Raw genomic sequence first — 18,775 nt, 5'->3', positions numbered from 1 at the left:
GGGGGAGGCCAGGTCGGTGGCGAGCACGCCGCCGGCCGATTCGCCCAGGCGAATGCCGTCGCCCGAGCAACTCTGGGGCGGCAAGGCCAGGTGTTCCCGGCCGGTGGGCGTACGCGGAAACAGCGCCTGGCGCCGTGGGATGTCATGGGGGAAGCCGCCGGCAGCGAGCACCACCCCGCGCCGCGCACGAATCTCCAGGGGGCCCTGGGCGGTGTCGACCACCGCGCCGTGCACGCCCTCGGCGTCTTGCAGCAGGCGTTTGGCCGGTGCCGAGGTCATCAGCGTCACCCCCAGGTCTTCGGCCGACTTGGCCAGGCGCGCCACCAGGGCCACGCCGTTCACCAGATGCATGGCCCGGCCGTGCAACGCCAGGTCGCGCAGGTGGAGCACGAAGCGCTTGCTCACGTGGAGCAGGGATTTCAGCGAGCGGGTCAGGGTCAGGAAGGCTGCCAGGTCGGCGCCGGCCATGATCGGCATGCCCAGGAACGAGGTTTCCCGCAGGGTCTTGCGCAGGCGCTTGAGCAACGGGCCCAGGGCCCGGGCATCGTAGGGCGCGGCAATCAATTGATGGCCCTGGGTGGCGGCCCCGGGCACTTGGCCGTGGATGTCCGGAATGGCGTTGCCGTCGACGAATTGCAGGGCCGTGTGTTGCTCGAAAAAACGCACCATGGGCGGGCCGTTGTCGAGGAAGGCGTCGATACGCTCGGGGTCATAACGCTCGCCCAATTCATGCTTGAGGTAGGTGCGCGGCTGCTGCGGGTCTTCGTCAATCCCGGCGCGTTTCGCCAAGGGGTTGCCGGGCACCCACATCCAGCCGCCGGACCAGGCGCTGGCGCCGCCGAACACCGGGTCTTTTTCCACCACCACGACCTTCAGGCCGTGCCAGGCGGCGGTGACGGCGGCGGCCAGGCCCGAGGCGCCGGAGCCGATGACCAGCAGGTCGCATTCCAGGGGGGCGAGGGGTATTTCAGGGGTTGAGGTCACGATACAAGGCCTTCACGAACGGATTGGGCAGTCAGCTCCGGGCTCATCAGCGCCGGGGAACCGGGGATCAATGTCTGGATTTCCGCCGCAGCGGCCAGCAGCAGGGGCGCGACCTCGTGCAGCTTGGCTTCGCTGAAACGGAACACCGGGCCGGCGATGCTGATCACGCCGATCGGCTGGTGGCTCACCGGGTGCCGCAGGGCCACGGCAATGGCCGCCATCCAGTCGCTGAAGGTCTGCACCGCGACGGCATAACCGCGTTGGCGCGTGGCCGCCAGTTGGGCCAGCAATTGCTCCGGGGTTTGTGGCGCGTGGGGGCCGAACTCGGCCACGCTGCCGTAACCCTGGTGCTCAACCCGCGCCAGTGCCTGCTCATCGTCGAGGCGCGCCAGCCAGGCAAAACCGGTGGCCGAGCAGGACAGCCGGGCCTCCATGCCCATGTCCGGGTCGTAGCGCAAACCGTTGCGCGCACCTTGGGCGCGGGCCACCCAGGTCAGTTGCCGAGGGTCGGCCACCGCCAGGCGCACCAGTTCACCGGCCTGCGCCGCGAGACGATTGAGCACCGGTTGCACGGCGTCCACCAGGCCGCTGGCGCACAGTTGCCGGAAGGCCAGGACTTGCAGTTTGGAGGTGAGCACGTAGGTGCCCCGTTCCTGCTCCTGGCGCACGTAGGCGTGTTCGCCGAGTGCAGTCAGCAGGCGGTGAGTGGCGCTGCGCGGGATGCGCAGTTGGTCGGACACGGCGCTGAGGGTCAGGCCCTCGGCGCTGCCGGCCAGCAGTTCGAGAATCGCCAGGCCCCGGTCCAGGACCCCGGAAAAGCCGGCTTCGGTGGTGCTTGCAGCGCTTGCCATCGATCACTCCAAGGCCGCACTGCAGTCAGTGCGGAATAAGTGGAATTGAATTCCAGTTTTGTTGGAAAACTATTCCACAGCGTCCCTTGGCGTGTCAAATTCCTGGAATAACGGGGCCTTTCAGCCGGCGGCGCGTGATTCGCGCAGCAGGTCCACGGCCGATTCCCCCAGGTCCCAGAACAACCCGGCCATGATTTGCAGGCCTTCTTCCACCACCGGCGCCAGCAGGTGTTCATTGGGCGCGTGCTGGGAGCAGGCGGCGTAGGAGTGGGGCACCCACAGGGTCGGCAGGCCCAGCACGTCGACAAAAATGTCGTTGGGCAGGGAGCCGCCGAGGTTGGGCAGCAAGGCCGGAGTCTTGCCGGTGGTGCTCTGCAGAGAATGCAAGGCCCAGTGGACCCAGGGGTTGTCCGGGTCCAGGCGCGAGGCATTGAGCACGCCGCCCGGGCTCTGGCTGACCTCGACCTGGCTGAAGCCCAGGGCGTCGAGGTGACGGCGGATGGCTGGGACAAACTCGCGGAAATCGCTGCCAGCGACAAAGCGCACCTGGCAATGGGCACTGGCATGGCCGGGGATGGCGTTGACCGGTGCGTCGGGGTTGCCGGTCTTGAAGGCCAGGACTTCGAAGGTGTTCCAGCCGAACACCCGCTCGGCGGGGCTCAGCCCGGGTTCGCCCCAGCTCGGGTCGATGGTCGGGTCGTTGGGGCTGCTGGGGGTCAGTTGCAGGGGGGCGATGGCGCGTTTCACCGAGTCCGGCAGGCTCGCCGGCTTGAGCCCCGGGACCTGCACTTGGCCGTCCTGGTTGACCAGGCTGGCAATGGCGTTGGCCAGGACGATCCCCGGGTTGCGCAGCAGGCCGCCCCAGTTTCCGGAGTGGTGCGCGCCGTCACGCAGATTGACCTTGAGGTCGATGTTCACCGCGCCCCGAGAACCGAGGAAAATCGTCGGCTGCAAGGCGCTCAGGCGAGGGCCGTCGGAGGCGATGAACAGGTCGGCGGCCAGTTGTTGCGGGTGGGTTGCACAGAACTCACGCAGGCCTGGCGAACCGGCTTCCTCGCCCATTTCCAGCAGCAGCTTGACGTTGAACCCCAGGCGTCCCTCGCGGGCCTCGATCACCTGGGCCAGGGCGCTGAGGTTGATCAGGTGCTGGCCCTTGTTATCGGCGCTGCCACGGCCATACCAGCGTTCGCCTTCCACCACCACTTGCCAGGGTGACAGGCCTTCGCGCCATTGCGCGTCGTAGCCGCGCACCACATCGCCGTGGCCGTACATCAACAGGGTGGGCAGGTCGACAGCCTCGATGCGCTCGGCCACCAGCAGCGGGCCGTGCTCGGGTTCCGGGTTGGGGTACAGGGTGCTGGTAAACCCCAGGGGCTCGATCAGCGGCACGATAAAGTCTTCCAGGTAGGCGCGCAGTTCGGGCAGGCGCGTCGGCTCCTGGCTTTCGGTGCGGTGGGCAACGCTGCGTTCGAGGGTCGCGAGAAACTCGCCGCTGGCAAACATCCGGGTCACTGCGGCAATGGCAGCTGATCGACTCATAGGGCCGGTTCCTTCAATGCAAGAGGCCGGCGCCCAGTGCGCCCTAGCCAAGGATTGAGCAGGACTCTAGACTCGGCCGTTAGCTGCAACAATCACAATGTTTAGAATGAAGTGTTGCTATTAAAGCAATGCCGGAGGCGCTACCCATGCAATTCAACAGCATGCAATCCATTGCCCTGCGTTACTTTTTCGAGGTGGTGCGCTGCGGCTCGGTCAATGAAGCCTCGGTCAAGCTCAACGTCGCGGCCTCGGCGGTCAGCCGGCAGATCGCCAAGCTCGAATACGAACTCGACACCCCGTTGTTCGAGCGCCGTTCCCGGGGCATGTTGCCGACGGCGGCGGGGGAGCGCCTGGCCAGCCACGTGCGCAAGGCGCAGATGGAAACCGGGCAACTGGTCGAGGAATTGCGGGAGTTGCACGGGCTGCGCCGGGGCAATATCCGCCTGGCCTGTTCCCAGGGGTTTGCCATCGATTTTCTGCCGGACGCCATTGCCGAGTTCCGCAAGACCTACGACGGCATTCTGTTTTCCCTGGAGGTGGTCGGGCCCGAGGAAGTGACCCGTCGGGTACGTGAAGGCCAGGCCGACCTGGGCCTGACCTACAGCCTGTCGCCGGAGCGCGAGATCAACGTCGAGTGCGTGGCCCCGGGCGGCATCATGGCCATGCTGCCGGTGGAGCACCCGCTGGCCTTGCGCGACAGCATCGCCCTGGCCGAGCTGCAGCCCTATCCCATGGCCATGCAGACTCCGGACACCACCGCCCGGCGGCTGTTCGACATTTGCTGCGGGGTCCAGGGCCTGGAGTTCAACCTGGTGCTGGAGAGCAATTCCTTTGCCGCGTTGTACCGCTTCGTCGCCCAGGGCGGCGGGGTCAGCCTGGCCAACCCGATCAGCAGCACCACCTACCAGCGCAGCCGGCGAATTGTCTCCATTCCCTTCTCCGACGAGACCTTGCAGGCCCGGCGCATCGAGCTGCAGAGCATGGCCGGACGCGAGTTGCCCCAGGCGGTGGCGGTGTTTCGCGATCACCTGGTGGCGCTGCTGCAGCCTTGAGAAGAGGGATTAGAGCGTTCACAAAATGCGAACGGTTAATTGCCAATAAAATTATTTTAAGCACGCTGGGGCTGTGCCTACAATCGCCCCGACATCGGCTTTCCCTGATCAGGTCCGGCTCGAACCTCGCTGTCAGTTGTTCACAACAAGAAATCCAACGCGTCGAAAAACACTGATTGCTGCACTCGTTTCCTGCCATAACAAACCTTATAAAGGCGGACCTCTCATGCACAGCACAACCGATTCCGTGGCCCTCGAGGGGCATGCCCGGACCAAGCCAAAATCCATTTGGGGCACGGCTTGCGCGGCCTTGGTCGGCAATACCCTGGAATGGTACGACATGGCGTTGTACGCCTATTTTGCGTTCGTCATTTCCAAGCTGTTTTTCCCCACGGACAGTGAAAGCCTGTCGCTGATGATCACCTTCGGCACCTTTGGCGTGTCGTTTCTGATCCGGCCACTGGGGGCCATGGTGCTGGGCGCCTACGCCGATCGCGCCGGGCGCAAGAAGTCCATGAGTCTGTCCATCACCTTGATGCTGATCGGCACCCTGATCATCGCGGTGATCCCGACCTATGCCAGCATCGGCATCCTGGCGCCCATCGGGATCTTCCTGGCGCGGTTGCTCCAGGGCTTTTCCGCCGGTGGCGAATTCGGCAGTTCCACGGCCTACCTGATCGAACACGCATCGCCCCGCAGTCGTGGTTTTATCGCCAGCCTGCAGTTCGCCAGCCAAGGCCTGGGTACGGTGCTGGCGTCCCTGGCCGGTTATTTCACCACCGTCAACCTGAGCCCTGAAGAGATGATGGACTGGGGCTGGCGAGTGCCGTTCTTCCTCGGTCTGTTGATCGGGCCGGTGGGCATGTACATCCGCAAGCATTGCGACGAGTCGCCGGTGTTCGACGCCGCCGAGTCGAGCAAGGCGCCTGTGCGTACGCTGTTCGCCGGGCAGAAGCTGCTGTTGCTGATCGCCATGGGCGCGCTGGTGGTGTCCACCGCGTCCAACTACCTGATCCAGTACATGCCGTCCTACGCCGCCAAGGACTTGGGCCTGCCCCAGTCTTCCGGGTTTATGGCGACCCTGATCGGCGGGTTGATCCTGACCTTTGTCACGCCCTTTGTCGGCATGCTTTCAGACCGCATCGGGCGCATCCGCATCATGCTGTTCTCGGCGCTGTTCTACCTGTGTGTGGCGTACCCGGCATTCCTCTGGCTTAACGCCGAGCCGACCTTGCTCTCGCTGATGCTGGTGGTGAGCCTGATGGCCCTGATCAAAGCGGTGTACTTCGCGCCGCTGCCGGCACTGATGTCGGAGATCTTCCCGGTGCAGACCCGTGCCACCGGCATGTCCCTGAGCTACAACCTGGGCGTGACCTTCTTCGGCGGCTTCGCACCCTTTATCGCCGCCTCGCTGATTGCCGTCACCGGCAGCAAGGCAGCCCCCGCCTATTACCTGATGTTTGCCGCGATCCTCAGCATCTGTGCGCTGCTCGGCGCGCAACTGAAGCTCAAACTGAAGTGACCTTCTGCGGTGTCCCGGGGCCTGCCAGCCCCGGGGTGCCGCGTTTTATTGCGGATCGTTCTGCAACCCCGCCACCGTCTCCCAGCACAGCGCCCGCGCCTGCTCCAGCACCTGCTGTTTCCATTGCGGGGTGTCCACGTAGAAGGCATTGCGCAGCTGCCGCTTGATCTGCTCATACAGCCGTTGAGGCGCCTGGGGATTGTTCTGCAGCCACTGTTCGGCGCGCAGGGCGTCAAGCACTTGCCACCCTGAGCGGGTGCCGTACTCCAGAGTCAGGCCGTTGTATTGGGCCTGGGGGCATTCTTCCATCACCGCCAGGTCCAGGGTGCCCTCCAACTGGGCCGAGGCGGAGCTGCCATCGAAACTGTTGGTCACCTTTGGCCCCCACCACGCCTGCGCCCGGGCCAGGTCCTCGGGGTGGGCGCGGCCTTTATAGATGCGCTCGCCCACGCCCGTGGGGCCCAGGCCGGTGTGGATGTCGATCCAGGCGATGCGTCGGCATTGCTGGGCGTGCTGGCGCAGCAGGGCGCGGATCTGCTGGTTGCTCCAGGTGGGTGCCAGGCCACTGAAAAACAGGCCGTCGGGGTGGCTGTGCTGGCCCCGGGAGATGGCCGCCTGCAAGGCCTTGGGCCCAAGGCGTGCGGTGTGCAGGAGCAGGCGTGCGCGGCTGGCCACACTGGCCGGCCAGTGCCGAGGCAGTAGGCAATCGGCGATGGCGCGGTAGCCGGGGTTGTCCGCCAGGGGCTGGCTGAAGTCGAGGAAGTTGCGGTTCAGGTCGACGTTTTCGTGGGTCACCCGGCGCAGCCAGGAAAAGCCATAGGGGTTCAGCGCATGCAGGTAGATCACCGCCAGGTCGGGCTGGCGGGTGAGTTCGATCCAGCGCTCGTTGTGCAGCAGGTCGATCTGCACCGCCGAGCCGCAAAAGCCTTCGACGCCGTGGCAGCCGCTGCTGATCAGCAGCAGGTTGCGGGCGTTGGCCGGGCCCGTACGGTACAGGTCGATGGCCAGGGTTTCCTGATCGCGGCCCTTGAGCGGGTGACATAGGACTGCACCAAGGACCCGCGTCGGGCGCAGGCGTCGAGGAATTTGTGGCGGGCTTCAGCGTAGGTGGCGGAAAAACAGGCGAGGGTCATGGAAGCTTCCTGGGTGTATCGAGGGTGAGCAATCCACGGCGAGGCCCGGCGCCCTGGAGTGGGGCCGCTGCGGATCATCATCAAGGGAATGGCGCGCCCTGGCCTGGCGCGCCGGGCTGGCGCTACACGGGCCGGGCGGTGTCGGCCAGGGGCGCGGGCGCGAGGTCCAGCAGGCGCTGGCGAGTGGCTTGGGGGGTGATTACCCACAGCCCCAGCAGGGCACAGACCAGGGTGGCCAAGCCGATGCCGTTGAGGGCGGTTTCAAAACCCCGGGCGATGTCATGGTCGAACAGGGTCACCAGGCGCCCCACCAGCCAGGGCGCGAGCATGCCGGAGAAGGTCATGCTGCCGACGTGGATGGCCAGCATGGCGCCGCGCTGGATCGACGGCGAAATATGGGACGTGATGGTCATGCCAAAGGCGAACACCCCGTTGAGCAGCACCGCGCCGCTGACAAACAGCGTCAACTTCAGCCACAGCTCGTCGTGCAGGGCGCCCAGGGCGCAGAACGCCAGGCCGCCGAAGATGCAGCAGAGCATCGGCGGCAGCACCAGGCTGCGCTGCTCGCCCAGGCCGCGTCGGAGCATGCGTTGGGAGAGTGCCGAGACCAGCAGGTTGAGGACGATGATGCCCAGGGTGGCGGTGAACATCACGTAGCCGGTCTGCATCGGGCTCAGCCCCAGGCCTTTTTGCATGTACACCGCCGACCAGCTGAAGGACAGGGCGTTGGGCAGGTAGGCCAGGAAGCACATCAGCGAGATCCAGACAAAGGTGCGGTTGAGCAGCAGGTGACGATAGGGAATGCGCGCCTCCTGCGGCGCCGGGCCTTGCTCTTCCTGGTGCTGGCCTTCGGCACCGAACAGCAGCCACAGCAGTGCCCAGCCCAGGCTCAGGATCGCCAGGGCCAGGTAGGCGCTGCGCCAGCCGAAGTGGCTGATGGCGTAGGGCAGGGCCAGGGCGCCGAGCAGGCCACCAAGCATGATCGAGACCTGGATCAGCGAGGCCGGCAGCACCTGCTCGCGAATCCCATACCACTTGAAGGCGGCGTGCTGGGTCACCGCTGTGCCCGGGCCGCAGCCGGCCCCCAGCAACAGGCGGCTGGCGGTCAGGGCGCCGAGGCTGCCGGCCACGGTCACCAGCAGTTGGGCGCTGGTCCAGACCAGGGCCATGACGCTGAGAATCCAGCGGGTGGGGAAGCGATTGGCGAGAAAGCCCACGGCGATCCCGGAGATCGAGTAGAGGAAGAAAAACGCGCTGCCGACGAAGCCGAACTGCTCCGGGGTCAGTTGCAGCTCTTCGATGATCTGCACCCCGGCGAAGGCGAAGATGGTCTTGTCCAGCACGCTGATGACCATCACCGCCATCAGCAGGGCCATGATCAGGGCGCGGGGTTTTGTGGCGGGTGTCGACATGGCGGGTCTCTGTCCTTGGCGTGTTGTTATTCAGGGCTGGGCTGTTCGGCAGTGCTATTCAGTTCGAGGCTATTCAGTGTGCGACTCTTCAGTTGGGCGCTCTTCAGTCCGGGGCAGCGCGGTTTCCACCAGCCGGGCCCAAAGGCTGGCGCCATAGGGCAGGGCGGCGTCGTTAAAGTCGTAGCCGGGGTTGTGCACCATGCAGCCGTGGGCGCCTTCGGTGCCGTTGCCCATGACGATGTAGCAGCCGGGCCGTTGTTCGAGCATCGAGGCAAAATCCTCGCTGCCGAGAAAGCCGCTGGGAATGCTGGTCATTAGCCCCTCGGGGCCTAGCAGGTCCCGGGCCACTTGCTGCAACAGGGCGGTTTCGGCCGGGGTGTTGAGCAGCACGCCGATGCGTTCTTCGTACTGAAAGTCGAGCTCCAGGGCATGGGTGGCGGCGACGCCCCGGGCCACTTCGCCGATGCGTTGCTTGAGCAGGGCGCGGATCTGCGGGTTCGTGGTGCGTACGCTCAGCGCCAGGGTGGCGTGATCGGGGATCACGTTGGCGGCTTCACCGGCGTGCAATGCGCCCACGGTAATCACCGCCACTTCGCCGGCCGGCACGTTGCGCGCAACGATGGATTGAAGGGCCAGCACCAGTTCGGCGGCGGCCACTACCGGGTCCCTGGTCTTGTGGGGCATGGCGCCGTGGCCACCGACGCCGATCAGGCGGATGTGCACGTTGTCCGAAGAGGCGCTCATGGCCCCGGGCTGGGTCAGGAATACCCCCACCGGCAAGGTCGGCATGTTGTGCAGGGCGTACACCGCATCACAGGGGAAACGCTCGAACAGCCCGTCCTCGATCATCCGTCGGGCACCGCCGAGGGTTTCTTCGGCCGGCTGGAAAATCAGGTGGACGGTGCCGTCGAACTGCCGGCTTTCGGCCAGGTAGCGGGCGGTACACAGCAGGATCGCGGTGTGCCCGTCATGGCCGCAGGCATGCATGGTGCCCGGTTGTCGGCTTTGCCATGCAACGCCGCTCTGTTCATGGATCGGCAGGGCGTCCATGTCGGCACGAATTCCCAGGCTGCGTGTGCTGCTGCCGTTGCGCAGCACGCCCACCACGCCGGTGCCGCCGATGCCGCGGTGGACCTCGATGCCCCATTGCTCAAGGCTCTGGGCGACACGTTCGCTGGTGCGCTGTTCGGCAAAGCCCAGTTCCGGGTGCTGGTGAAGGTCTCGTCGCAGCTGGGCGAAGCTGTCCTGCCAGGCGAGGATTTGCGGGATCAGGGGCGAGTGGGGCGCTGTCATGGGGTCCATTTCCGAGCGGCTGACGGTGGCCCGCAGCATGCCCGAGCGGCCCAGTGCTGAATAATCACCTCTGGGCATGCTTATCGGTTGTGGTTATCAAGGAACGGCAACGGGGGTTCAGGCAATCGCCGGCACCAGGTTCGGCAGCGGCTTCGACGGCCCCTTGTAGACGTAGATCAGATCATCGGCCAGGGCCTTGGCCTCGCGGGTCATCAGTTCCTGATCGCGGCACACCAGGGAGATGTTCATCGGTGGCACCGGCTCGACGATGTGCAGGATTTCCAGCTTCGCCATCAGCATCGGTGCGCTTTCCAGTACCCGCAGCGACCAATAGCTGACCGCATCGCTGGTGATCGCCAGTTCGGCGAAGAGCACCACCGACGCGCATTCGATAACGTTCTGTGGCGGCGCCACGCCGTTTTCCTCGAACATCACCCCGACCCTGGATTGCTCCAGGGAATCCTGCAGCAGCCATTCCTGTTCCCGCAGTTCATGCAAATGCCGGGCATGGCGCAGTGGATGGTCCTTGCGCACCACCAGCACCGTGGGCTGGGCGTAGAGTTCTTCCCAATGGAAGCCATCGGTATTGCGCGACGGCGGCAGTGAGCTGAGGGCCATGTCGAGCTGGCCTTCGCGCAAGCCTTCCATGAGTTTCGAGGGACGCAGTTCGTGGATCTGTACCTGGACCTTGGGGAAGCGCTGGCGATAGCGATTGAGGCTGCTGACAAACTGCGGGCCGGGGGTGACCGGCGACACGCCGATGGACAGCTTACCGTCCATGCGCCCCTTGAGGGTGTCGATTTCTTCCGCGGCGCGGCGTACCTCCTCCAGGATCAGCCGTGCGCGGCGCACCAGGCGCTCGCCGTATTCAGTGGCGGTGATGCCGCGATTGGAGCGGATCAGCAGGGGCACGCCCAGTTCCGCTTCCAGTTCCTTGATGCCCTTGGACAGGGCCGGTTGCGAGATGTGTAGCAGGCGCGAAGCCTCCTGGATGCTGCCGCTTTCGCAGATGGAGACGAGGGCGCGCAGCTGATGCAGCTTCATGGCGGGGTACCGAGTGGGAATGGGGGCTTGAATCTAAGCCAAAACCCCCACCCCGGGGGATCGGAGACGTACCAATTTGTTAAACCTGCTCAACGAATCCCGGTGGCCCGCAAGGCTGAAGGGGTGAACTCCTTGCGGCTGAAGGGCAGGTTGAACTGGTAGCTGTTCTTCTCTTCGTTGCGCAGGGAGTTCACCGCGTAGCGCCCGGACAGCACATCGTAGTGGGCCTCGGCAGCGAAGGACGGAACCTGGACGTCGTAGAAGAAACTGGCGTGGCCTTCCGCGACGCGCCACAGGGTGCCACGACCGTCGTAGGCGTCGGTGATCGCTGCTTGCCAGCTGTCCTCGTCGATGTAGAGGTCGCGTTTGGAATAGACGTGGCGCTGGCTGGGTTTCAGCGTCGCCTGCACGTGCCAGACCCGGTGCAGTTCATAGCGTGTGTGCTCCGGGTTCAGGTGCCCGGCCTGGACGATCTCTGTGTACTTGAGCTTGGGTGATTCCAGGCGGTAGCTGTTGTAGGGAATGTACATTTCCTGCTTGCCCACCAGCTTCCAGTCGAAACGGTCCGGGGCGCCGTTGAACAGGTCGAAGTCGTCGAGGGTGCGCATGCCCTCGGCGGCCGGGCTGTCGTAGGCGATCTGCGGGGCGCGTCGCACCCGGCGCTGGCCGGCGTTGTATTGCCAAGCCATGCGCGGTTCCTTGACCTGGTTGATGGTCTCGTGGACCAGCAGCACGCCACCTGCCAGGCGCGCCGGGGAAAGGAATTCCTCACGGTAGTAGTTGAGGATGTTGGCCATTTCCGCCGGTTGGTAGTCGCTCAGGCCCGTGGGGTAGGCCAGCTCCTGCTTGACCACGCTGGGGGTGAAGCTGCCGTTGGCCTGAGGCGAGGCCTGCATGACGATGCGCTTGAGGCTCTCGCCTCGGTAGCGGCCGATGTGGTTCCAGATCACCTCAAGGCCGTCCTTGGGAATGGGGAACGGCACCGCGCCGGGGCTGTAGTTCTCCAGGCCGTTGCCGCCTTCCACCAGGGTGGTGCGGCTGGCATTGCTCAGCGTGGCGTCGAGGCTTTTTTGCGGCAGGTTGACGCTGCGATGGCTCGGGTAGACCGGCATTCGGTAGGTCGTGGGGTAGCGCTTGAACATCGCCAACTGGCCGGGGCTGAGCTTGGCGCGATACCGCTCAAGGTTCTCGGCGGTGATGGTGAACAGCGGTTTCTCCCCGGCATAGGGGTCTTGCAGAAAACCGTCGGCGTCCATCTTGCCGGTGCTGGTGGGCAGGCCGCCGGTCCAGGCCGGAATGCTGCCATCGGCGTTGCCGGCGCGCTCGGCACCCACCGGGGTCAGGTCCTTGCCCAGGCGTGCCGCCTGTTCGCTGGAGACTGCCGCCAGCACGGGGCCGGCCAGCAGGCTCAGGGTGAAGCAGCCAATCTGCAGCAGGTGGGGATGTCTCATGGTTAACCTCGATAGGGCAGCGGACTCTAGAAACTCACGCCCAGGCTCAGGGCAAGGAAGTCGCGGTCGGTGTTGGTGTTGTAATCGCCGCCAAAAAAGTCGGTGTAGCTGAGGCTGGCGGTGTACTTGGACATGAAGTCGGCATCCAGGCCGATGCTCAGGGCCTTGTTGCCTTCGTTGAAGGTCGGGCCGTAGCCTTCGACATCGTGGGAGAACGACAGGTTGGGCTTGAGGTTGGCACCGGCGATGGCGTCGTTGAACTCCAGCACTGCCCGCAGCCGGTAGCCCCAGGCGTTCTGGGTGTAGAAGCCCTTGTCGGTGCACTGGCCGGGGTTGGCCGAGTTCAGGGCGCGGCAGATGTCGTTGCCGGACACCCCCAGCAGCGCGGCGTTGCCGGCCTGGGCCAGCTCGCCGTTGCCGTAGACGCTGTTGCGGCCAAAGCGCAGGCCCGAGCCGTCGCTGCTGTCCAGGCCGCCGATATGGGCGAAACCGGCTTCCCCCACCAGGGTCAGGCGGTCGCCGCCCAGGACCTGGTCGAAGGCCTGGATCGCGGTGAGCTGGGCCTGGGTGTAGGGCATGCGTTTGTAGCCCTGGATCCGCGAACCGTAGGCCGAGCTGGCCCAGCCGCTGTCGAAGATCGGCAGGCCGGCGTTGATGGCCGGGTGAGTGGCGGCGGAGCCCAGTGTGGCCGCGGTGGAGACGTCGGTGCTGTTGAGGGACAGGGGCATGTTCGGTCGGTAGCTGATCTCGCCGGACACTGCGGTACTGCCGATGTTGGTGGCAAAGCTCAGGCCGTAGAGGCGGATATCTTCCGGGTATTCCAGGTAGTAGCGTGCGGTGCTGATGCCGCCCTGGCCAGCCAGGCCGCCCACCGGGTCGAGGAACGCGCCCCGGCCCACCTGCCAGGCGCTTTCCGGGGTGCGGCTGTGGTAGTTGAGGGCATAGAAGCCGAATTCGGTTTCGTTGAGCTCCGGCACCGTCCAGCGCAGGGCCACACCAAACTGACCACTGTTGCGCGCATCCTGGTCGTTGAGCCGGGGCACGTAGCCATAGCCTGGGGCGTCGCGGTCGAAGTCGCTGCCGTTGACGGTCATGCCGAAGTCGCAGCCCTTGGCGGCCACATCACCGCCGAAGTAGGTGCCGCAGTTGTCCAGCACGGTCTTTTGCCACGTCAGTTGGTAGAAGGCTTCGATGGACAGGTTGTCGCTCAGGCCCTGGTTCAGGTAGAGCATGTTGACCGGGATCAGGCCTTCCTTGAGTTCCGAGCCGGGGCGGCGCAGGGCGGCCACGTCGGCGGGGTTGATGGCGTTGATGGAGTTGCCGATGAAGGTGCTTTCGCCCCAGCTCACCACTTGCTTGCCGACCCGGACGCTGCCCGGCAGATCGGCGATGCTGTAGTGGTGGTAGAGGAAGGCGTCCAGCAGTTCCGCACCCGAGGCCCGGGCGGCGCGGTCACGGCCGTGATCGTCAATGTCGTAGAGGTGTTGGCGGCCGTCCTTGAGTTCGAAGTCGTACCAGTATTTGCCGCGGACAAAGAGCCCGGTATCACCGTAGCTCAGCTCCAGGTCGTGAAGGCCCTTGAAGGTCTTGGAGAAGGTTTCGCCCTTGCGGAAGTTCAGCCGGCCATCGTCGCCGGTGCGGGTCGAGGCGCTGCCGCCGTTGGCCACGCCGATGAAGCGGTTGTCGGCATCGCGCATTCCCCAACTGGCGCCAATGGACAGCGACGAGTCGAAGCGGCCGCTGATGTCCCCCCATCTGAAATCTTCGGCCTGGGCCGGGAGGGCGCAGGCCATCGCCAGCGCGAGGGTCAATGGGTGGGGCTTCAGAGGGGAGGGATACATGGTCCCCGGATTTTTTATACGTTGCATGCTGCTCTCCGCCTATACGCGCCAGCAGCCCCGCACGGTCATGCAGGGCACCGCGTGTTTTCCTTGAGGGCCCCCGCTCAGCGGGGTCTGGCGCATGGTAGGGAGCTTTGCGTGTCCTGCCCTCTAGGAAATTCTTATGCCTATAGCCAAAGGTGAAGTGCTGCTGGGTGACGGGTTCCGGAGCGGGTAACCCGGGAATGAAAAACGCCGCGTTCCCGGCAAGGGAACGCGGCGTCATTGGACTGCCGAAGGCGTCAGGAAGCGTCAGCTGACCACGCGGTAGCACGGCACGTAGGCGGCGCCGCCCGGCAGCTTCATGCGGTGCTGCTCGACGAAGGCTTTGAGCAGTTGGTCCAGGGGCTGCATGATCGCCGGGTCGCCGTGGATGCTGTACGGGCCTTTCTGTTCGATCAGGCGGATGCCCTGGTCCTTGACGTTGCCGGCGACGATGCCGGAGAACGCGCGGCGCAGGTTGGCGGCCAGTTCATGGGGCGGCAACTGATGGCTGAGTTGCAGGCCGGCCATGTTGTCGTGGGTCGGGTCGAACGGGCGCTGGAAGCCTTCGTCGATTTTCAGCAGCCAGTTGAAGTGGAAGGCGTCGTTGCGCTCGCGGCGGAACTGTTTGACGGTCTTCAGGCCCTCGGTCATCTGCCGGGCCACTTCCGCCGGGTTGTCGATGATGATCTGGTAGTGCTTCTGCGCCGCTTCGCCCAGGGTCGAGGCGACGAAGGCGTTGAGCTGCTCCAGGTACGGCGCCGCGCTCTTGGGGCCGGTGAGGATCACCGGGAATGGGAGGTCGCGGTTGTCCGGGTGCATCAGGATGCCCAGCAGGTACAGGAACTCTTCGGCGGTGCCGGCGCCGCCGGGGAAGATGATGATGCCGTGGCCGACGCGGACGAAGGCTTCCAGGCGCTTCTCGATGTCCGGCAGGATCACCAGTTCATTGACGATCGGGTTCGGCGCTTCGGCGGCAATGATGCCCGGCTCGGTCAGGCCCAGGTAGCGGCCGCCGCTCATGCGTTGCTTGGCGTGGGCGATGGTTGCGCCCTTCATGGGGCCCTTCATCACGCCTGGGCCGCAGCCGGTGCAGATGTCCAGTTTGCGCAGGCCCAGTTCGTGGCCGACCTTCTTGGTGTACTTGTATTCTTCGGTGTTGATCGAGTGGCCGCCCCAGCACACCACCATCTTCGGCTCCACACCGGGGCGCAGGGTGCGGGCGTTGCGCAGCAAGTGGAAAACGTAGTCGGTGATGCCTTGGGAGCTGTCCAGGTCGATGCGCTGGCTGTCCAGTTCGTTCTCGGTGTAGACGATGTCGCGCAGGGCACTGAAGAGCATTTCGCGGGTGCTGGCGATCATCTCGCCGTCGACGAAGGCATCGGCGGGAGCGTTCAACAGTTCCAGGCGCACGCCGCGGTCCTGCTGGTGAATCTTCACTTCGAAGTCGTGGTAGGCGTCGAGGATGGTCTTGGCGTTGTCAACGTGGGCGCCGGTGTTGAGGATGGCCAGGGCGCACTGGCGGAAGAGGGTGTAGATGCTGCCGGAACCGGCTTCGCTGAGTTGTTGGACTTCTCGTTGCGAGAGTGTTTCCAGGCTGCCTTTCGGGCTGACCGAGGCGTTGATGACGTGTCGTGGGGGCATTCTGAGTTCCCTGAAAGCAGAACCACCGCGCCCGTGGGCCAGTGGCAAAAAAAGGTCGGCAATGAATCTGACCGCTGGGGCTGGGTATTTTCTATGGCGGTCAGTGAATAAAGCAAACGCCCGCATAAAAGCCTTTGCAGGCTGAATCTAACCCATCATTGCCCGGACCTGGGCAAAAAAATAATAGTCCATGGGCGTCGCACAGGCGGCACCCAGTTTCACAGCACTGTCGCGCGCCGGGGATCGATCACCGGCGCTGCCCGGGCGTCTAGCAGGCGTTGCAGCAGCGGCTCGTATTCATGCTCCTTGGCCCAGGCGTGTTCGCCCTGGCTCAGGCCGATAACCTGCAAGAACTCGAAGTGCCCGGACAGCAGTGCGTAGCTGTCGCTGAAGGTCGGGGCCGGGACAAACAGCAAGGTCTGCAGGAGGCTGTCGGCGCCGTCGATGGCCACGCCCATGGGCATGCGATCCCAGGCATTCAGCGGCACCTGTTCCGGGAAGCGCCCGGCATCGAGGAGGATCTGGTAGCCCGCCAGCTTGCGCAGCAGGGACAGGGCCCAGGGCGCTTGCTCACGGCTTTCCAGAAGCAGTTCCTGGCCCATGCCGGACGCGCCTGTCGGCTCGGGTTGGGCATCGTGCCAGGCGTTGGACAGGCCGGAAGTGACGTACAGCCAGCTGTCGCGCTGGGCGTTGGGCGGCGACTCGAAGACGCCGATGGTCAGCCAGCGCGGGTCGATGTCGGTCTGCCCGAGGCGCTCGCTGAACAGCGCCCCGTCCAGGGGGTAGATGCCGGGGCCGAGGGCGCCGAACAGCGTCGGGTACAGCTGTTCTTCCCGTTGTGCCCAGGCAGCTTCGAACCATGAATGGTCTGGGTGATGTGGCATGTCGTTGAGCATCCTTTTTGGCGACTACTGACGATTAACGGCTCCTAGCGAACCGATCTGCCGGGTTCTGGCAGGCGCCGGGCCGATAAGTTCCGGCGCATGGGCTGCGACCTGTGGCAGCGGCTCGGGCGGGCACAATTTAAGCAAAAATAACTTCCGCCCGCAGGAAGAATGAATTTATCGTCAAGGGGCTGCTCATACCTCGTAGGTAGCGGGCTACCGTCCGTGCAAAGGTCAACACAACAGGGAGTGTCACCCTCATGTCTGCAGTATCGTCACTGAACCCTGAGGGCGCCGCGCGCTTGATTCTCGTGGTCGAGGATGAACCCACGGTCCTGGAATTTCTCTGTGAGATTCTGCAGGACGAAGGCTTTGCCACTCGCGCAGAAAGCAGTGCCGATGCGGCAGCGGTATTTTTACAAGAGCATGCGGGGGAGGTGGGGTTGTTGCTCACCGACATCACCATGCCGGGGGTATTGAATGGTGCGAGTCTGGCTAATCGGGTGGGTGATCGCTGGCCGAACATACCCATCGTGATCATGTCCGGTTTCGAGACCCCTGAAAGCTCAGGTGTGCGTCATCCGGTGGCGTTCATTCGCAAGCCCTGGACCATCGGGCAGATTCTGGATTGCGTCGAAGGCGCCTTCGCCCCCCGTGTGTAAGGGGGGTTATGCCTCGCCTTGGCGAGGCCCCGGTTTCACTCTTTGACGCTCATGAACTCTTTGGCCCAGACGATGTAGTCATCGGGGTGGGTGTAGGTGTGGGCCAGCTCGGTGGCACTCAGGTCAGAGGCCTGGGTGAAGATCTGCCGCTGTTCACGCAGGCAGTCGTAGGTGGCCTTGATCGCCGCGAAGTAGGCCGCATGGCCGTCCACCACAATCCGCACTCCCAGCTCGGCCAGGCGAGCGTCGTCACGCAGCAGCGGGTTGCCGTAAGTGACCAGCATCAGCGGTACGCTCAGGTGTTCGGAGATCTGTTCCAGGTGCTCGAAGTCGCGCACGCCAACGATGCAGATCGCGTCCGCCCCGGCCTTCTGGTAGCTCTGGGTGCGGCTGATGATTTCCTGGACCGGCAGGATCCCTGCGTTGGTGCGGGCGATGATCGCCAGCTCCGGATCGACCCGGGCTTCAATCGCGGCGCGGATCTTGCCAACGCCTTCGGCGACGGTGATCAGGTCCGTGGATTTGCGTCCGAACTGGGCCGGCAGCAGGGTGTCTTCGATGGTCAGGGCGGCCACACCGGCGCGCTCCAGTTCGACCACGGTGCGCATCACGTTGAGGGCGTTGCCGTAGCCGTGGTCGGCGTCAGCCAGTACCGGCAGTTGGGCGACACGGCCGATGCGCGTGGCTTGCTCGGCGAACTCGCTGAGGGTGATGAGGGCGAAGTCGGGGGCCGCCAGGACCTGCAGCGAGGCCACGGAGCCGCCGAGGATGCCGACTTCAAAACCCAGGTCGGCGGCAATGCGCGCGGACATCGGGTCGAATACCGAAGCGGTGTGATAGCAGCTGTTGGAAGCAATCAGTTCACGGAAGGCACGGCGCAAATCTTGATGGGACAGCCTGGACATAACAGCTCCGAATTTGGATCGAAAGAGGGTCGGCCTGGAAGGACGAGTCAATATTTGCAGTCGGTTTCCTTGGGGGCCCGAGGGGAAAGGCCCGTTGCGAAACGCTAAACAGAGGCAGAGAAGATCGAAGCAAGCGTGCACAGGGCTTCATTATTCTGCTCGGGTGTTCGAGATGAACGGGCAGGTTTGTAATGCGAAGCCTCAGAGGGTGCAAAGGCTATCACGCTCTTATCCCGGGGATGATGACGAATTTGCATAGGATTATGCCGGACTGGCATTGGCTTTTTTGATCGGTCTGTAGGTTGCAAAGTTTTTTGAGGCTTTGCCTGCCTGTTTCCGGGCCATTCTGCCGTAGACAAGGCGTTACCCGGGGAGGGGCGTTAGTGGCTGGCGAGGGCGAAAACCGTGGATATTGGTCGCTCATGCATTGCTTGCATAAGGTGATGCCCTTTTTGGTGCGTGGTAGTGGCCCCTCGGCTGGGCCAGCGGACGCCTTCAGGGCGTCAGGGGGGATTGCCCTGGGCGCGCAGCCCGACC

Annotated in this window: 15 protein-coding genes; 3 read left to right on the top strand and 12 right to left on the bottom strand. The window is 64.6% G+C overall.

What is annotated here, in order from left to right; genetic code table 11:
* The 3 genes from M1B35_RS29745 to M1B35_RS29735 form a co-directional block, all read right to left on the bottom strand.
* The coding region (locus M1B35_RS29745; protein ID WP_268263833.1) for an FAD-dependent oxidoreductase at positions 1-984 on the bottom strand (984 nt) is incomplete at its 3' end.
* Positions 981-1,835 carry an IclR family transcriptional regulator gene (locus M1B35_RS29740; protein WP_268263832.1) on the bottom strand — a complete coding sequence of 285 codons (855 nt, stop codon included), beginning with the start codon at positions 1,833-1,835 and terminating at the stop codon, positions 981-983. The genes M1B35_RS29745 and M1B35_RS29740, both read right to left, overlap by 4 nt.
* 120 nt (positions 1,836-1,955) lie before the next feature.
* Positions 1,956-3,374 carry a M20 family metallopeptidase gene (locus tag M1B35_RS29735; protein ID WP_268263831.1) on the bottom strand — a complete coding sequence of 473 codons (1,419 nt, stop codon included), beginning with the start codon at positions 3,372-3,374 and terminating at the stop codon, positions 1,956-1,958.
* 146 nt (positions 3,375-3,520) lie between these two features.
* Between M1B35_RS29735 and M1B35_RS29730 the strand changes: the two genes are divergently transcribed.
* Both M1B35_RS29730 and M1B35_RS29725 read left to right on the top strand, forming a co-directional pair.
* The gene (locus M1B35_RS29730; RefSeq protein ID WP_123331734.1) at positions 3,521-4,426 is read left to right on the top strand and encodes a LysR family transcriptional regulator; all 906 of its coding nucleotides are present in this window, start codon (positions 3,521-3,523) and stop codon (positions 4,424-4,426) included.
* Positions 4,427-4,652: 226 nt separating this feature from the next.
* Positions 4,653-5,948 (top strand): MFS transporter, encoded by a 1,296-nt coding sequence (locus M1B35_RS29725; RefSeq protein ID WP_268263830.1) that lies wholly within the window; start codon positions 4,653-4,655, stop codon positions 5,946-5,948.
* 45 nt (positions 5,949-5,993) lie between these two features.
* Here the strand turns inward: M1B35_RS29725 and M1B35_RS29720 are convergent, their stop codons facing one another.
* From M1B35_RS29720 to M1B35_RS29685, 8 genes are all read right to left on the bottom strand, one after another.
* Positions 5,994-6,944 (bottom strand): M14 family metallopeptidase, encoded by a 951-nt coding sequence (locus M1B35_RS29720; RefSeq protein WP_341870169.1) that lies wholly within the window; start codon positions 6,942-6,944, stop codon positions 5,994-5,996.
* Between the two features lie 259 nt (positions 6,945-7,203).
* Entirely contained in the window at positions 7,204-8,493 is a 1,290-nt protein-coding gene (locus tag M1B35_RS29715) for an MFS transporter (protein ID WP_268263829.1), read from the bottom strand.
* A 69-nt stretch (positions 8,494-8,562) separates the two neighbouring features.
* Positions 8,563-9,786 carry a M20 aminoacylase family protein gene (locus M1B35_RS29710; protein WP_268263836.1) on the bottom strand — a complete coding sequence of 408 codons (1,224 nt, stop codon included), beginning with the start codon at positions 9,784-9,786 and terminating at the stop codon, positions 8,563-8,565.
* Between the two features lie 117 nt (positions 9,787-9,903).
* Positions 9,904-10,830: a LysR family transcriptional regulator gene (locus tag M1B35_RS29705; RefSeq protein WP_123331742.1), complete on the bottom strand. Its 927-nt coding sequence runs from the start codon at positions 10,828-10,830 to the stop codon at positions 9,904-9,906.
* A gap of 89 nt (positions 10,831-10,919) precedes the next feature.
* On the bottom strand, positions 10,920-12,281 hold the full coding sequence (locus M1B35_RS29700) for a DUF1329 domain-containing protein (protein WP_268263828.1): 1,362 nt from the start codon (positions 12,279-12,281) through the stop codon (positions 10,920-10,922).
* Between the two features lie 26 nt (positions 12,282-12,307).
* Positions 12,308-14,149, bottom strand: a complete 1,842-nt coding sequence (locus M1B35_RS29695; RefSeq protein WP_341870168.1) for a DUF1302 domain-containing protein — start codon at positions 14,147-14,149, stop codon at positions 12,308-12,310.
* Between the two features lie 264 nt (positions 14,150-14,413).
* The gene (gene ppnN, locus M1B35_RS29690) at positions 14,414-15,787 is read right to left on the bottom strand and encodes a nucleotide 5'-monophosphate nucleosidase PpnN (RefSeq protein WP_123331749.1); all 1,374 of its coding nucleotides are present in this window, start codon (positions 15,785-15,787) and stop codon (positions 14,414-14,416) included.
* A 218-nt stretch (positions 15,788-16,005) separates the two neighbouring features.
* The gene (locus M1B35_RS29685) at positions 16,006-16,671 is read right to left on the bottom strand and encodes a suppressor of fused domain protein (protein ID WP_268263827.1); all 666 of its coding nucleotides are present in this window, start codon (positions 16,669-16,671) and stop codon (positions 16,006-16,008) included.
* A gap of 260 nt (positions 16,672-16,931) precedes the next feature.
* Between M1B35_RS29685 and M1B35_RS29680 the strand changes: the two genes are divergently transcribed.
* Positions 16,932-17,333, top strand: a complete 402-nt coding sequence (locus tag M1B35_RS29680) for a response regulator (RefSeq protein WP_123331753.1) — start codon at positions 16,932-16,934, stop codon at positions 17,331-17,333.
* Positions 17,334-17,368: 35 nt separating this feature from the next.
* Here M1B35_RS29680 and M1B35_RS29675 read toward each other — a convergent pair whose 3' ends face one another.
* Positions 17,369-18,238, bottom strand: a complete 870-nt coding sequence (locus tag M1B35_RS29675; protein WP_123331755.1) for an isocitrate lyase/PEP mutase family protein — start codon at positions 18,236-18,238, stop codon at positions 17,369-17,371.
* Positions 18,239-18,775: the final 537 nt, after the last annotated feature.

Source organism: Pseudomonas morbosilactucae (assembly GCF_023241665.1).
GTDB lineage: Bacteria > Pseudomonadota > Gammaproteobacteria > Pseudomonadales > Pseudomonadaceae > Aquipseudomonas > Aquipseudomonas morbosilactucae.
The sequence above is the reverse complement of the archived record's forward strand: the minus strand, read 5'-3'. Positions and strand labels throughout refer to the sequence as shown.